This window comes from Streptomyces virginiae, from assembly GCF_000720455.1.
GTDB classification, from domain to species: Bacteria; Actinomycetota; Actinomycetes; order Streptomycetales; family Streptomycetaceae; genus Streptomyces; species Streptomyces virginiae.
Genome location: NZ_JOAK01000002.1, coordinates 189,511 through 204,361, shown reverse-complemented (window position 1 = coordinate 204,361; position 14,851 = coordinate 189,511). Strand labels below are relative to the sequence as shown.

The following is a 14,851-nucleotide window of genomic DNA, read 5'->3' as shown; positions in this document are numbered from 1 at the left end:
CTGCTCCTCCCTCACAGCTTCTTGACGCTCTTCACACCCTTGGCCGGCTTGACGCCCTTTATGCGGACGGCCTTGTTGGCGCGGACCCGCGCGGTCTTCAGTCGCAGGCCGCCGCGCTGGCTGCCGATGCGCAGGCCGGTGCCGCCGGTCAGCCAGCCGGCGGAGACGTCGGCGGCCTTGTTGGCGGGACCGCCGCCGGCCTCGACGGCCATCGGGTCGTTCTCGGCCCGACGGGCGAGCGCCATGATCCACGGCACGGTGAACGGCGCGAGCAGCAGGTCGTAGAGGGTGGCGGTGAACACCAGCCCGGTCAGGCCGACGTGCCGGGCGGCGGTGTCGCCGACCAGGGCGCCCACGCCCGCGTAGAGCAGGGTGGAGCCGATCGCGGCGGCGACGACGGTCAGCATCGGGCCCCAGGCGGAGCGGAACCGCCCGCCGTCGGGGCGGACCAGGCCGGCGACGTAGCCGATGACGCACAGGACGAGCGCGTACCGCCCGGCCGCGTGGTCGGCGGGCGGCGCCAGGTCGGCGAGGAGTCCGGCGCCGAAGCCGATGAGCGCACCGCTGACGTGCCCGTACACGAGTGCGAGGGAGACGACGGTGAGGAGGAGCAGGTCGGGTACGGCACCGGGCAGTTGGAGCCGGCCCAGGACGGTGACCTGGATGACGAGGGCGACCACGACGAGCGTGGCCGAGAGCAGGATCCGGTTGAAGCGCATGCGGGGTCGGCTCCTAGTCGTCGGCCGGCTGGGCCGCCAGGCTGGCGGACCCGGACGGAGTGACCGTGACGGTGACCGTCGGGGTGGGCTTGGGGGCCTCGGGCTTGGGCGGCAGGACGGCGTCGCGGGGGTCCTCGCGCGGCGGCATCACGACGACTCCCACGATGTCGAGTCGCGAGAAGCCGACGAACGGACGCACCCATACGGTGCGGGTCAGGTCGCCGCGGGAGGGGTCGACCTTGACGACCTCGCCGATCGGGACGCCCGGCACGAAGGGCTTGTTGCCGCGCGAACCGAAGGTGACGAGCCGGTCGCCGGGGCTGACCTTGGCCTTGCCGTTGAGCATCTGGACCGACAGGGCGCGGTCGCCCTGGCCGGTGGCGAAGCCGAGTTCGCCGGTCTTCTCCAGGCGCGTGCCGACGGTGAAGTCGGGGTCGTTGGCGAGGACGACGGTGGAGGTGTCGGGGCCGACGGTGGTGACCCGGCCGACGAGCCCGTCGCCGTTGAGGACGGTCATGTCGCGCTCGATGCCGTCCTTGCTGCCGGCGTCGATGGTGACGGTCCAGGAGAAGCCCTGGGCCGCTCCTATGGCGATGACCTCGGCGCCCTTGATGCCGTACTGTCCGGCGCCGGCCCGCTTGAGCATCTCGTCGAGTTCGTGGATGCGGCTGCGGGTCTGGTCCTCGCTGCCCAGCTTGGCCTTGAGGGCCGCGTTCTCGCGCTCCAGCGTGGCGATGCGGTTGTGGCGCTCCCCGGAGTCCCGTACGGCCCCTATGGCGTTGGCGACCGGATCGACCGCGGTCGCCACACCTTCCTCGACCGGCCCGAAGACCGCTGCGGCGGCCTGCCGGGCACCGTCGACCGGTGACTCCTCGCCTGCCCTGATGTCCACCGTGATCAACGCGAACGCGATGGCGATCAGAAGCACCAGGAGCAGCCGGCTTTCTCGTGTGTCCCTCACGTGCGGCGGCCGTGCCTTCCTCGTCGGAATTCTCTTTTGCCTGTATATCAACGATCCGCCGCACGGGCCCGGTAGCACCCGTACGGCGGATCCTTGTGTTCCGCTTACCCCCTCCGGCGGGGAGGGGCCGTTGTCAGCGACGGGGCTGGGCGTCCAGGACCTGCTGGAGGGCCTCGAACTCCTCGACGCACTTGCCGGAGCCGAGGGCGACGGAGTCGAGGGGGTCCTCGGCGATGTGGATCGGCATGCCGGTCTCTCGGCGCAGCCGCTCGTCGAGGCCGCGGAGCAGGGCGCCGCCGCCGGTCAGGACGATGCCGCGGTCCATGATGTCGCCGGAGAGCTCCGGCGGGCACTTGTCGAGCGTCGTCTTGACCGCGTCGACGATGGAGTTGACCGGCTCCTCGATGGCCTTGCGGACCTCGGCGGCCGAGATGACGACCGTCTTGGGCAGGCCCGAGACCAGGTCCCGGCCGCGGATCTCGGTGTGCTCGTCCTTGTCGAGGTCGTACGCCGAGCCGATGGTGATCTTGATCTGCTCGGCGGTCCGCTCACCGAGGAGGAGCGAGTACTCCTTCTTGATGTGCTGGATGATCGCGTTGTCGAGCTCGTCGCCGGCCACCCGGATGGACTGTGCCGTGACGATTCCGCCGAGGGAGATGACGGCGACCTCGGTGGTGCCGCCGCCGATGTCCACGACCATGTTGCCGGTGGCCTCGTGGACGGGCAGGCCCGAGCCGATGGCGGCGGCCATGGGCTCTTCGATGATGTGCACCTGGCGGGCGCCGGCCTGCGTGGACGCCTCGATGACCGCGCGGCGCTCCACTCCCGTGATGCCGGAGGGAACGCAGACCACGACGCGCGGACGCGCCAGGTAGCGACGCTTGTGGATCTTGAGGATGAAGTACCGGAGCATACGCTCGGTGATCTCGAAGTCGGCGATCACGCCGTCCTTGAGGGGCCTCACGGCGACGATGTTGCCGGGCGTGCGCCCGATCATCTTCTTCGCCTCGGAGCCGACCGCCAGGATGCCACCGGTGTTCGTGTTGATGGCGACCACGGACGGCTCGTTCAGGACGATCCCCCGGCCCCTCACGTACACCAGCGTGTTGGCGGTCCCGAGGTCGATCGCCATGTCACGGCCGATGAACGACATGTTGTTCCCCTTGTTCCCCATGAGGAGCGTCTGGCCTTCCAGTTGAGAGCGGCTGCTGTCAGGTCGGCGAGGTGGGTGTGTGGGTGGAGGCCCCATCGTAGTGCCGGGGTACGGACACCGCGCGACGGGACTCCGGCAATCCCGCCGGAACGGATACCCGCCCCCTTAGTGGTGACGACGTGTCCTGCCCAGGCGTTCCCGCTCGGGCCCGGAATTACCTGGGGGCGACCGAAATTACTTCGGTCGCCCCAGGTCATGAGCGCTATTCGGCTGATGTCTCGTCAGGAGGGACTGATCAGAGCGCGGGGAAGAAGAGCTTCAGCTCGCGCTCGGCCGACTCCTCGGAGTCCGAGGCGTGGATCAGGTTCTCCCGGGTGACGGTACCGAAGTCACCCCGGATGGAGCCGGGCGCCGCGGCGATCGGGTCGGTGGGTCCGGCCAGCTGGCGGACGCCCTCGATGACGCGTTCCCCTTCGACGACCAGGGCCACGACCGGGCCGCTGGACATGAAGCCCATCAGCGGCTCGTAGAACGGCTTGCCCTTGTGCTCGCCGTAGTGCGCCTCCAGGGTCTCCTGGTCGAGCGTGCGCAGCTCCAGGGCGGGGATGGTCCAGCCGGCCTTCCGCTCGATGCGGCCGATGATCTCGCCGACCAGGCCACGACGGACGGCGTCGGGCTTGAGCAGGACGAGGGTGCGCTGGGTCATGTTGCGGCTCCTTGCGGCATACGGGTGCGGTGGGACGAATCTACAGGGCCGTCCGGGGCGCTCCGGCCGTCCGGGGGCCGGGATCGGAGCGGCCCGGAGATCCGTCAGGCGGTGTCGGACGCCGCGGGCGCCGCCGACGCCTCCTGCGCGGCCGCCCAACGCTCCTTGATCGAGTCGATCCTCCGGCCGTAGTGCACCGAGCACCACCACAGGCCGGCGAACACCGCGCCGAGGAAGAACATCGTCGGGACGACGAACCCGCTCGCGATGAGCCCGATCTGCAGGGCCCAGCCCAGCTGGACCGCCCCGGGGCGCGACAGCATGCCGCACAGCAGCACCGACAGCAGCATCGCGACCCCGCACACCGTCCAGACCGTGGCCTGGGTCAGGTCCGGGTCCTTCATGGCGACCAGTCCCGCGAAGCCGATCACGAAGAACTCGCCGATCAGCGTGCTCGCACACAGCGTGCGCATCCTCAGCCCCTCTTCAGCAGCAGGCGGGCCTCGCCCACCGTGATCACGGAACCGGTCACCAGGACACCGGCCCCTCCGTACTCGGCCTCTTCCTCGGCCAGGGTGATCGCCGCCTCCAGGGCGTCGTCCAGCCGCGGCTCCACCTGCACCCGGTCCGTGCCGAAGACCTCGACGGCGACCGCCGCCAGCTCGTCCGCGCCCATCGACCGGTGGCTGGAGTTCTGCGTGACCACGACCTCCGCGAAGATCGGCTCGAAGGCCTCCAGCACCCCGCGCACGTCCTTGTCCTCGCTCGCGGCCACGACGCCGATGAGCCGGCTGAAGCCGAACGCCTCGGTGACCGCCTCCGCGGTGACCGCCGCACCCGCCGGGTTGTGCGCCGCGTCCAGGATCACCGTCGGGCTGCGCCGCACGACCTCCATGCGGCCAGGCGAGGTCACCGACGCGAAGGCCTTCCGGACGGTGTCCACGTCCAGCACCCGCGCGTGCTGCCCGCCGACCCCGAAGAAGGCCTCGACCGCGGCGAGCGCCACCGCCGCGTTGTGCGCCATGTGCGCGCCGTACAGGGGCAGGAAGATGCCGTCGTACTCGCCGCCCACACCGCGCAGCGTCAGCTGCTGCCCGCCGACCGCGACCTCGCGCGAGACGACGCCGAACTCCATGCCCTCGCGGGCCACCGTCGCGTCCACCTCGACGGCCTTCTTCAGCAGCACCTGGGCCGCGTCGACCGGCTGCTGCGCCAGGATCACGGTCGCGTCCTGCTTGATGATGCCGCCCTTCTCCAGGGCGATCTCACCGGGTGTGGAGCCGAGCCGGTCGGTGTGGTCCAGGCTGATCGGGGTGACCACGGCGACGGATCCGTCGATCACGTTGGTCGCGTCCCAGCTGCCGCCCATGCCGACCTCGACCACGGCCACGTCCACCGGGGCGTCCGCGAAGGCCGCGTAGGCCATCCCGGTGAGCACCTCGAAGAAGGACAGCCGGAACTCCTCGGCGGCGTCGACCATCTCCACGTACGGCTTCACGTCGTGGTACGTCTCCACGAACCGCTCGGCCTCGATCGGCGCCCCGTCGAGGCTGATCCGCTCGGTGATCGACTGCACGTGCGGGCTCGTGTAGCGGCCGGTGCGCAGCTCGAAGGCGTTCAGCAGGGCCTCGATCATGCGGGCCGTGCTGGTCTTGCCGTTCGTCCCGGTGATGTGGATGGAGGGGTAGGCGCGCTGCGGCTCGCCCAGTACGTCCATCAGCGCCGCGATCCGCGACACCGACGGCTCCAGCTTGGTCTCGCCCCAGCGGGTGGAGAGTTCCTGCTCCACCTCCAGCAGCGCCTTGGCGACCTCCGGGTCTACTGGCCGGGCGGGCACCGGGTCCCCCTGGGGCGGCCCGGCCTGGGCGCGCAGGGTGCGGCTGCCGGCCTCGATCACCGCCAGGTCGGGGTCGCGGTCGGACTCTTCCGCCACGATCTGGTCGAACTCGTCGAAGGCACCGGCGAGGTCTTCGTCGTCGTGGCGGTCGTGGCTCTCGGGCTGCTGGTCACTCACAGGGCCAGTCTACGGACGGCCACCGGGAGGACTTTCGGCCCGGCCGTTTCGGGACCTTCGGCGCCGGAAGCGACCTGATCGTTATGCAAGCCTTGCGAGCAGCAGATAGGGGAGCAAATGCCGCAGGCCAGCACCAACAAGACAGCTTCCAGCCGCGACATAGGGATCGACCTGGGGACCGCGAACACCCTCGTCTACGCGCGGGGGCACGGGATCGTCCTCAATGAGCCGTCCGTGGTCGCCGTCAGGGCGGGCACCACCACCGCCCTCGCCGTCGGGGCGGAGGCGAAGGAGACCATCGGCCGCACCCCGGGGTCGATCACCGCGATCCGCCCCCTCAAGGACGGCGTGATCTGTGACTACGAGGCCGCCGAGGAAATGATCCGGCACTTCGTGCGCAAGGCGGTCCCCGGCCGGCGCACCCGCACCCGGATGGTGATCTGCGTGCCGTCCGGGGTGACCCCGGTCGAACGGCGGGCCATCGTCAACGCCTCCACCCGGGCCGGCGCCAAGGCCGTTCACCTGATCGAGGAGCCGATGGCCGCGGCGATCGGCGCCGGACTGCCCGTGGCGGAACCGCGCGGCTCCATGGTCGTGGACATCGGCGGCGGAACCTCCGAGGTCGCCGTCATCTCCCTGGGCGGCATCGTCACCTCCCGCTCGCTGCGCGTCGGCGGCGACCGGCTCGACGCGGCGATCATGGACCACGTGCGCAAGGAGCACGCGCTGCTCATCGGCGAGCGCACCGCCGAGCACGCCAAGCTGGCGATCGGCTCGGCCTGGCCGGTGCCGGACCGGCCGGAGCTGGAGGACCTCACCTTCACCGTGCGCGGCCGCGAGAAGGTCGGCGGCATGCCGAAGACGCTCGCGCTGGGCGCCCGGGACGTACGGGCCGCGCTCGACGAGCCGGTGGAGGCGATCATCGCGGCGGTCCGCGGCACGCTGGAGGAATGCCCGCCGGAGCTTTCGGGCGACGTGATGGAGCACGGGATCGTCATGACCGGCGGCGGCGCCCTACTGCCGGGCCTCGACCTGCGCATGGCCTCGGCGACCGGCATCCCGGTCTTCGTCGCCGACGACCCGCTGGACTGCGTCGCCCTGGGCTCCGGCCGCTGCGTGGAGGACCTGGACACGCTGAACGGCCTGCTGACCCCGGCCCGGGGCCAGGGAGTGTCCGCAATGCAGCGCCGGCCGCCCGCCGGGCGGGCGGGACTTTGCGGACCGCCCTAGCCGCGCGGCAGTGTGGCGACGACCTCGTACGTGGCGTCCGTGCGGGTCGCCGTCAGGGTGCCGCCGAGGCTGCGGACGCGCTCGGACATGCTCGCCGTGCCCGAGCCCGCCGAGACGGGGGCGCGGCCCGGGGTCCGGGCCGGCAGGGCGTTGCTGACGGCGATCCGCAGCCGCGGGCCGTCCGCCGCGATCGACACGTCGATGGTCTCGCCGTGCGCGTGCTTCGCGGCGTTGGTCAGGCACTCCTGCACCACTCGGTAGACGGCCGCCTGCCGCAGCGGTGACAGGCCGTGCAGCCCCTCGTCCATGGCCAGCCGGACGGGCGAGCCGGCCCGTCCGCTCTCCTCGGCCAGCGCCGGCAGCCCGTCCACGCCCGGGGTCGAGGCCCGTTCGCCCCGCTGCACGATGATCTCGTTGAGCACCAGGTGGGCCCGGCGCGCGGTGTCGGCCAGCTCCTCGAAGTCCTTGGCGTGCGCCGTCTCGCGCGCCCGTACCGACAGCACCTCGGAGCGCACCGTCAGGAGGGTCAGTTCCCGTCCGACGAAATCGTGCACGTCGCGGGCGACGGAGGTGCGTTCCTGCTGGACCGCCTGGAGCACGGCGGACTCGGCCCGCCGGGCGGCGAGTTCGCGCACCAGGTCGTGCCGGTAGGCGGCGATCCCCACCGCCGAGGCGAGCGCGCCGATGGGCACGACGATGCCGAGGAAGCCGCTGAGCGTCTGCCCCTCGGGCTCGGGCCAGCCGGGCACCCAGAACATGACCAGCGCGAAGGCGATGTACCCGAGCGTCGCCAGGATCCCCGCCCGGCGCCCGCGGAAGCGGCCGACCGAGTAGAGCGCGAACTGGATCAGGGTCAGCTCGTGGAGCCATCCGATGAAGAGCAGCGCGGCCAGGTACGGGATCCAGGGCAGCCGGCGGCGCACCAGCAGGGTCGCGCAGCCCAGGGCGAGCACGACGGCCGCGGCGGGTCCGCTCAGCGAGTTGTCGGCGGCGGCCAGACCCGGCAGGTCGAGGGCCATCAGTCCGAGGCAGCCCAGTGCGGTGAGCACGTCGACCGCCCGCGGTGAACCGGCCCAGGTGTCGGTCAGCCGCCGGCCGGCGGCCACGCACCGGTGGAACACCGGGGCGACGGGCTTGACGTGCATGCCCTCCATCATCCGTGGTCGGCGACCGGGATGAGATCCAGCCGACCGGGAAACGCAGTGATTTAGGGCACTTCGGACAGGCCGGAGGTCCCGGCGGCCCGCGACCCTGCGCCCTGCCGCGGGCCCCTCCCCCGCTCCCGGCCTCGGAGGAACGACAACGGGAACGGCGCACGGAGCACGGCGAAGGCCCCCGCACCGGCTGACCGGTGCGGGGGCCTTCGCCGTCGTACGAGGGACTACGCGGCGGGCAGCGTCTCCAGCTGGGCCTGGATCCGGGCGATGTCCGCCTCGGCCTTGGCCAGCCGGCCCTTGATCTTGTCCACGACGTTGTCGGGGGCCTTGGCCAGGAAGGCCTCGTTCCCCAGCTTCGCCTCGGCCTGCGCCTTCTCCTTCTCGGCCGCGCCGAGGTCCTTCGTCAGGCGCTTGCGCTCGGCCTCGACGTCGATGGTGCCGGACAGGTCGAGCGCGACCGTGGCTCCGGCGACCGGAAGGGTCGCGGTGGCGCTGAAGGAGTCGCCCTCGGGCTGGAGCCGCAGCACCTGGCGGATGGCGGCCTCGTGGGCGGCCAGCACGGTGCCGGTCAGGTCCAGGCGGGCCGGGACCTTCTGCTTGTCGTCGAGGCCCTGCTCCTTGCGGAAGCGGCGGACCTCCTTGGTCAGCGTCTGGATGCTGCCGATCTCCGCCTCGGCGGCGTCGTCGCGGAAGCCGCTGTCCTCGGGCCAGTCGGCGATGACCAGCGACTCGCGCCCGGTGAGGGTGGTCCACAGGGTCTCGGTGACGAACGGGACCACCGGGTGCAGCAGGCGCAGCATGACGTCGAGGACCTCACCGAGGACCCGCGCGGAGACCTTGGCCTGCTCGCCGCCGGCGAAGAAGGTCGTCTTCGACAGCTCGACGTACCAGTCGAAGACCTCGTCCCACGCGAAGTGGTAGAGCGCCTCGCTGAGCTTGGAGAACTGGAAGTCCTCGTAGTACGCGTCGACCTGCGCGATCGTCTTGTTCAGGCGGGAGAGGATCCAGCGGTCGGTGGCCGACAGCTGCTCGGCCGGCGGCAGCTCGCCTTCGATCGTGGCGCCGTTCATCAGGGCGAAGCGCGTGGCGTTCCAGATCTTGTTGGCGAACTTGCTGGACGCCTGGACCCAGTCCTCGCCGATCGGGACGTCGGTGCCGGGGTTGGCGCCCTTGGCCAGGGTGAAGCGGACGGCGTCGGAGCCGTACTTGTCCATCCAGTCCAGCGGGTCGACGACGTTGCCGAAGGACTTCGACATCTTCTTGCCGCGCTCGTCGCGGACCAGGCCGGTGAGCGCGATCGTCTTGAACGGGACCTCGCCGTCCATGGCGTACAGGCCGAACATCATCATCCGGGCGACCCAGAAGAAGATGATGTCGTGGCCGGTGACCAGGACGTCGGTGGAGTAGAACTTCGCCAGGTCCGGGGTCTTCTCCGGCCAGCCGAGCGTGGAGAACGGCCACAGGCCGGAGGAGAACCAGGTGTCGAGGACGTCGGTGTCCTGCGTCCAGCCCTCGCCGGTGGGCGCCTCGTCGTCCGGGCCGAGGCAGACGACCTCGCCGTCCGGGCCGTACCAGACGGGGATGCGGTGGCCCCACCACAGCTGGCGGGAGATGCACCAGTCGTTGAGGTTGTCGACCCAGTCGAAGTAGCGCTTCTCCATCTCCACCGGGTGGATCGCGACGCGGCCGTCGCGGACCGCGTCACCGGCGGCCTTGGCGAGGGTCTCGACCTTGACCCACCACTGGAGGGACAGGCGCGGCTCGACGGTGGTGCTGCAGCGCGAGCAGTGCCCGACGGAGTGCAGGTACGGGCGCTTCTCCGCGACGATCCGGCCCTGCTCGCGCAGCGCGCCGACGACCGCGGAACGGGCCTCGTAGCGGTCCAGGCCGAGGAAGGGGCCGTGGACGGTGATGACACCGTGCTCGTCCATGATCGTCAGGTTGGGCAGGTTGTGGCGCTGACCGATGGCGAAGTCGTTCGGGTCGTGCGCCGGGGTCACCTTGACGCAGCCGGTGCCGAACTCCGGGTCGACGTGGGTGTCCGCGACGACGGGGATCGAGCGGTCGGTCAGCGGGAGCTTGATGAGCTTGCCGACCAGGTGCTTGTAGCGCTCGTCGTCGGGGTGGACGGCGATGGCCGTGTCACCGAGCATCGTCTCGGCGCGGGTGGTGGCGACGACGAGGGTGTCCTCGCCCTCCCCGTACTGGATGGAGACGAGCTCGCCCGCGTCCTCCTGGTACTCCACCTCGATGTCGGAGATGGCCGTCAGGCAGCGGGGGCACCAGTTGATGATGCGCTCGGCGCGGTAGATCAGGCCGTCGTCGAAGAGCTTCTTGAAGATGGTCTGGACGGCCTTGGACAGGCCCTCGTCCATGGTGAAGCGCTCACGGGTCCAGTCGACGCCGTCGCCGAGGCGGCGCATCTGGCCGAGGATCTTGCCGCCGTACTCTTCCTTCCACTGCCAGACGCGCTCGACGAACGCCTCACGGCCCAGGTCGTGGCGGGACTTGCCCTCCTCGGCGAGCTGCTGCTCGACCTTGTTCTGGGTGGCGATGCCGGCGTGGTCCATGCCGGGCAGCCACAGCGACTCGTAGCCCTGCATGCGCTTGCGGCGGGTCAGGGCGTCCATGAGCGTGTGCTGGAAGGCGTGGCCCAGGTGCAGGGAGCCGGTGACGTTCGGCGGCGGGATGACGATGGTGTACGGGGGCTTCTCACTCGCGGGATCGGCCGTGAAGTACCCACGCTCTACCCAGCGCTCGTAGAGCTTCCCCTCTACATCGGCCGGCGTGTAGGCGGTCGGCAGTTCGGAGTCGGGGCTGCTGGGTGTCTGCGTGTTCTCGGTCACGGGGCTCAGTTTAGGGCCGTAACAGTCCAGTCATGAAACCGGTTAGAGAGGGGCCCGGCGCCCTGGCGGGCTTCGGCTTCCGACAGGATGTGAGGAACGTATAAGCAACCTCAGAGGGGGACGCGGGATGAGCTACAACCAGCCGGGGCCTTACGGACAGCAGCCTCAGCAGCCCGGACCGTACGGACAACAGCCTCCGCCGCCCGGCCCGTACGGCCAGCCCGCGCAGCCGGGCCCGTACGGCCAGCCCGCGCCCCCGCAGCCGGGCTACGGCTACCCGCAGCAGCCGGGCGTCCCGCCGCAGGGCTACCCCCCGCAGCCGCAGACCCCGGCCTACGGCTACCCCCAGCAGGCCCCGTACGGCGGCCAGCCCCCGAAGAAGTCCAAGGCCGGCGTGATCATCGGCGTGGTCGTGGCGGTCGCGGTGATCGCGGGCGGCGGCTGGTACCTCGTGGGCGGCGGCGCGGGCGGCAACATCTCCGCGGACACCAAGGGCTACAAGCTGGTCGCCCCGGAGTCGGTCGACGACTTCAAGAAGGACCCGAAGTACCAGGACAAGCCCTTCACCGACAAGGACAAGCAGGAAGCCGAGGCCGCGGGCATCAAGAACCCGACCAAGGCGTCCATGAACTACCAGGCGGGCGACCCCAAGAACCCGCTGTCGGCCAAGGGCCTCAACTTCTCGGGTGTCTACGGCGAGATCGCCGACCCGGAGAAGACCGTGGACGGCTACTTCGCCATGGCCAAGCTGGAGAGCGCCAAGGACGGCAAGTCCGATGTGGAACTCGTGGGCAGCCCCAAGGCAGTGACCCCGGCCGGGTTCGAAGGCGCCGTCATGAAGTGCCAGGACGTCAAGTTCACCGCGAAGGACACGAACACGAAGGGGCCCAAGGAGGCCACCCTCCCGATCTGCATCTGGGGCGACTACAGCACGCTGGCCATGGTCAGCGCGACGGACGTGGCCTCCATCCTCGCCGGCAAGCCGGGCTACAACCAGGAGCAGACCGCGGAACTCGCGGCGAAGCTCTACAAGACCGCCCGCGTCAAGAACTAGCGGACGGCGGAACACGCGAAAGGGGCGCCCCGGTGGGGGGCGCCCCTTTCGCGTACCGGGCCACTGCCCTGCGGCTAGGCCGACTTCTCGTGCGGGCCCTGGTCCTTCGGGACGATGCGCGGGACCAGCGTCGGGTTGACGTTGGAGCGGACCACGTCCGCCGTGATGACCACGCGGGCCACGTCCTTGCGGGACGGGACCTCGTACATCACCGACATCAGGACCTCTTCCATGATGGCGCGCAGGCCGCGCGCGCCCGTCTGGCGGAGGATCGCCTGGTCCGCGATGGCCTCCAGCGCCTCGCGCTCGAAGTCCAGCTCCACGCCGTCGAGTTCAAACAGGCGCTGGTACTGCTTGACCAGCGCGTTGCGCGGCTCGATGAGGATCTGGAGCAGGGCCTCGCGGTCCAGGTTGTGCACGGAGGTCAGCACAGGGAGGCGGCCGATGAACTCGGGGATCATCCCGAACTTCACCAGGTCCTCCGGCATGACCTCCTGGAACTGGTCGCTGGCCTCGATCTCGCGCTTCGAGCGGATCGTCGCCCCGAAGCCGATGCCCTTGGCGCCCGCACGCGACTCGATGATCTTCTCCAGACCGGCGAAGGCGCCGCCCACGATGAAGAGCACGTTCGTCGTGTCGATCTGGATGAACTCCTGGTGCGGGTGCTTGCGGCCGCCCTGCGGCGGCACGGAGGCCGTCGTGCCTTCCAGGATCTTCAGGAGGGCCTGCTGCACGCCCTCGCCGCTCACGTCGCGCGTGATCGACGGGTTTTCGCTCTTGCGGGCGACCTTGTCGATCTCGTCGATGTAGATGATCCCGGTCTCGGCCTTCTTGACGTCGTAGTCGGCGGCCTGGATCAGCTTCAGCAGGATGTTCTCGACGTCCTCGCCGACGTACCCGGCCTCCGTCAGCGCCGTCGCGTCGGCGATGGCGAACGGGACGTTCAGCATGCGGGCCAGGGTCTGCGCGAGGAGCGTCTTGCCGGAGCCCGTGGGGCCCAGCAGCAGGATGTTGGACTTCGCGAGCTCGATCGCGTCGTCGCGTCCCTGCGCGCCGCCGTTCTCGCCGGCCTGAACGCGCTTGTAGTGGTTGTAGACCGCTACGGAGAGCGCCTTCTTCGCCGGCTCCTGGCCGACGACGTAGCTCTCCAGGAACTCGTAGATCTCACGGGGCTTGGGGAGTTCCTCCCACCGGACCTCGGAGGTCTCCGCGAGTTCCTCTTCGATGATCTCGTTGCAGAGGTCGATGCACTCGTCGCAGATGTACACACCGGGTCCTGCGATGAGCTTCTTCACCTGCTTCTGGCTCTTTCCGCAGAACGAGCACTTGAGCAGATCGCCGCCGTCACCGATGCGTGCCACGAGGTGCTTCCCCTTCGCCTGGGAGACGCCTGGTTCAGCGCTCCTGGTGCCTCATATCCGACGGTACCTTGCCGGGGGCCCCGTGCGGGGCCCCCTTGACGTGGTTCACATCCCCGAATCCGGTGGTGTGCCCCCGCCAACTGTCGGCAAGGATCAGAGCTTGTTGCTCTTGCGGGTGGAGATGATCTGGTCGATCAGGCCGTACGCGAGCGCGTCCTCGGCCGTGAGGATCTTGTCGCGCTCGATGTCGTCGCGGATCTTCTCGATCGGCGTCGTCGAGTGCTTGGCCAGCATGGTCTCCAGCTGGTCGCGCATGCGCAGGATCTCGTTGGCCGCGATCTCCAGGTCGGAGAGCTGCTCACGGCCGGTGCCGCCGGAGGGCTGGTGGATCAGCACGCGGGCGTTCGGCAGGGCCATGCGCTTGCCGGGGGTGCCGGCGGCGAGCAGGACGGCGGCGGCGGAGGCCGCCTGGCCCATGCAGACCGTCTGGATGTCCGGCTTCACGAACTGCATCGTGTCGTAGATCGCCGTCAGCGCGGTGAAGGAGCCGCCGGGGCTGTTGATGTAGATCGAGATGTCGCGGTCCGGGTCCATCGACTCCAGGCACAGCAGCTGCGCCATGACGTCGTTGGCCGAGGCGTCGTCGATCTGCACGCCGAGGAAGATCACGCGCTCCTCGAAGAGCTTCGCGTACGGGTCGTACTCGCGCACGCCCTGCGAGGTGCGCTCGACGAAGCGCGGGATGACGTAGCGGTTGTCCACCTGCGGGCCGGAGTAGAGGCCGCTCGCGGAGAAGTTGTTCTGCATCTGGGTGTTCACCATCCTGGTGGCGTTCTGCGGGCTGTCGGCTGCTGGGTACTGACGGTGGTTACCGGGATCAGGCCCCGGTGCCGCCGCCGCCCGGAACGTTGGACGCGGCCGAGATGATCTCGTCGATGAGGCCGTACTCCTTGGCCTCCTCGGAGGTGAACCAGCGGTCGCGGTCACCGTCGCGGATGATCGCCTCGACGGTCTGGCCCGAGTGGAACGCGGTGATCTCGGCCATCCGCTGCTTGGTGCGCAGCAGGTACTGGGCCTGGATCTTGATGTCCGACGCGGTGCCACCGATACCGGCGGAGCCCTGGTGCATCAGGATGTCGGTGTTCGGCAGGGCGAAGCGCTTGCCCTTGGCGCCACCGGTGAGCAGGAACTGCCCCATCGAGGCCGCCATGCCCATGCCGATGGTCACGACGTCGTTGGGGATGTACTGCATGGTGTCGTAGACGGCCATGCCGGCCGTCACCGAGCCACCGGGGCTGTTGATGTAGAGGTAGATGTCCTTCTCCGGCTCGGCGGCCAGGAGCAGGAGCTGCGCGGTGATCTTGTTCGCGATGTCGTCGTCGACCTGCTGGCCGAGGAAGATGATTCGCTCGCCGAGCAGCCGGTTGTAGACATGGTCGCCGAGGCCGCCACCGATGGACGGCTCACCCGCGGCGTAAGGCTTCAGATTCGTCACGTATCCACCTGCTCGTCTCCGACGGCCATGTGCCGTCTCAGCGTCTCGTTCTGGGGCGCGGTCCGGCCGGAGCGGACGGGTCCGCCGGCGCCCGGGTACTCACGTGCCCTCGTATTCATGGACCCTAACGCGCAGGTCGGACAACGCCATCCCGC

At 69.9% G+C, this 14,851-nt stretch carries 13 protein-coding genes; 2 read left to right on the top strand and 11 right to left on the bottom strand.

All coding sequences use genetic code 11. The features are described from left to right. Nucleotides 1–11 precede the first annotated feature (11 nt). The 6 genes from mreD to folC all read right to left on the bottom strand — a co-directional run bounded on the left by mreD (nucleotide 12) and on the right by folC (nucleotide 5,553). Nucleotides 12–719 (bottom strand): rod shape-determining protein MreD, encoded by a 708-nt coding sequence (gene mreD / locus IG86_RS0103920; protein ID WP_030894684.1) that lies wholly within the window; start codon nucleotides 717–719, stop codon nucleotides 12–14. Nucleotides 720–732: 13 nt separating this feature from the next. Then, nucleotides 733–1,680, bottom strand: coding sequence for a rod shape-determining protein MreC (gene mreC, locus IG86_RS0103915; protein WP_030819225.1), 948 nt, complete (start codon nucleotides 1,678–1,680; stop codon nucleotides 733–735). A 133-nt stretch (nucleotides 1,681–1,813) separates the two neighbouring features. Then, nucleotides 1,814–2,833 carry a rod shape-determining protein gene (locus IG86_RS0103910; protein ID WP_030008578.1) on the bottom strand — a complete coding sequence of 340 codons (1,020 nt, stop codon included), beginning with the start codon at nucleotides 2,831–2,833 and terminating at the stop codon, nucleotides 1,814–1,816. A 295-nt stretch (nucleotides 2,834–3,128) separates the two neighbouring features. Continuing rightward, entirely contained in the window at nucleotides 3,129–3,539 is a 411-nt protein-coding gene (ndk, locus tag IG86_RS0103905; protein ID WP_030027161.1) for a nucleoside-diphosphate kinase, read from the bottom strand. 104 nt (nucleotides 3,540–3,643) lie between these two features. Further along, nucleotides 3,644–4,012 (bottom strand): DUF4233 domain-containing protein, encoded by a 369-nt coding sequence (locus IG86_RS0103900; protein ID WP_030819222.1) that lies wholly within the window; start codon nucleotides 4,010–4,012, stop codon nucleotides 3,644–3,646. Nucleotides 4,013–4,014: 2 nt separating this feature from the next. Beyond that, on the bottom strand, nucleotides 4,015–5,553 hold the full coding sequence (gene folC / locus IG86_RS0103895) for a bifunctional tetrahydrofolate synthase/dihydrofolate synthase (protein ID WP_030819220.1): 1,539 nt from the start codon (nucleotides 5,551–5,553) through the stop codon (nucleotides 4,015–4,017). A gap of 117 nt (nucleotides 5,554–5,670) precedes the next feature. Between folC and IG86_RS0103890 the strand changes: the two genes are divergently transcribed. Then, entirely contained in the window at nucleotides 5,671–6,783 is a 1,113-nt protein-coding gene (locus IG86_RS0103890; protein WP_051784949.1) for a rod shape-determining protein, read from the top strand. On the opposite strand, the gene IG86_RS0103885 is transcribed toward IG86_RS0103890, so the two are convergent. Both IG86_RS0103885 and IG86_RS0103880 read right to left on the bottom strand, forming a co-directional pair. Further along, on the bottom strand, nucleotides 6,780–7,928 hold the full coding sequence (locus tag IG86_RS0103885) for a sensor histidine kinase (RefSeq protein WP_030819217.1): 1,149 nt from the start codon (nucleotides 7,926–7,928) through the stop codon (nucleotides 6,780–6,782). The two genes, IG86_RS0103890 and IG86_RS0103885, sit on opposite strands and share 4 nt — an antisense overlap. Nucleotides 7,929–8,164: 236 nt before the next feature. After that, nucleotides 8,165–10,786, bottom strand: a complete 2,622-nt coding sequence (locus IG86_RS0103880) for a valine--tRNA ligase (RefSeq protein WP_030819215.1) — start codon at nucleotides 10,784–10,786, stop codon at nucleotides 8,165–8,167. A gap of 127 nt (nucleotides 10,787–10,913) precedes the next feature. Between IG86_RS0103880 and IG86_RS0103875 the strand changes: the two genes are divergently transcribed. Beyond that, nucleotides 10,914–11,840 (top strand): hypothetical protein, encoded by a 927-nt coding sequence (locus tag IG86_RS0103875; protein WP_030819213.1) that lies wholly within the window; start codon nucleotides 10,914–10,916, stop codon nucleotides 11,838–11,840. Between the two features lie 74 nt (nucleotides 11,841–11,914). Here IG86_RS0103875 and clpX read toward each other — a convergent pair whose 3' ends face one another. The 3 genes from clpX to IG86_RS0103860 form a co-directional block, all read right to left on the bottom strand. Then, nucleotides 11,915–13,201: an ATP-dependent Clp protease ATP-binding subunit ClpX gene (clpX, locus tag IG86_RS0103870; RefSeq protein WP_030026955.1), complete on the bottom strand. Its 1,287-nt coding sequence runs from the start codon at nucleotides 13,199–13,201 to the stop codon at nucleotides 11,915–11,917. A 153-nt stretch (nucleotides 13,202–13,354) separates the two neighbouring features. After that, nucleotides 13,355–14,023, bottom strand: coding sequence for an ATP-dependent Clp protease proteolytic subunit (locus IG86_RS0103865; RefSeq protein WP_030649987.1), 669 nt, complete (start codon nucleotides 14,021–14,023; stop codon nucleotides 13,355–13,357). Nucleotides 14,024–14,078: 55 nt separating this feature from the next. Beyond that, a complete protein-coding gene (locus IG86_RS0103860) occupies nucleotides 14,079–14,696 on the bottom strand; it encodes an ATP-dependent Clp protease proteolytic subunit (RefSeq protein WP_030649990.1) in 618 nt (205 codons plus the stop codon). Nucleotides 14,697–14,851: the final 155 nt, after the last annotated feature.

Coding starts and splice junctions, on each gene's coding strand:
- mreD (WP_030894684.1), bottom strand. CDS start 719: ATGCGCTTCAACCGGATCCTGCTCTCGGCCACGCTCGTCGTGGTCGCC.
- IG86_RS0103910 (WP_030008578.1), bottom strand. CDS start 2,833: ATGTCGTTCATCGGCCGTGACATGGCGATCGACCTCGGGACCGCCAAC.
- ndk (WP_030027161.1), bottom strand. CDS start 3,539: ATGACCCAGCGCACCCTCGTCCTGCTCAAGCCCGACGCCGTCCGTCGT.
- IG86_RS0103900 (WP_030819222.1), bottom strand. CDS start 4,012: ATGCGCACGCTGTGTGCGAGCACGCTGATCGGCGAGTTCTTCGTGATC.
- IG86_RS0103890 (WP_051784949.1), top strand. CDS start 5,671: ATGCCGCAGGCCAGCACCAACAAGACAGCTTCCAGCCGCGACATAGGG.
- IG86_RS0103885 (WP_030819217.1), bottom strand. CDS start 7,928: ATGCACGTCAAGCCCGTCGCCCCGGTGTTCCACCGGTGCGTGGCCGCC.
- IG86_RS0103875 (WP_030819213.1), top strand. CDS start 10,914: ATGAGCTACAACCAGCCGGGGCCTTACGGACAGCAGCCTCAGCAGCCC.
- IG86_RS0103865 (WP_030649987.1), bottom strand. CDS start 14,023: ATGGTGAACACCCAGATGCAGAACAACTTCTCCGCGAGCGGCCTCTAC.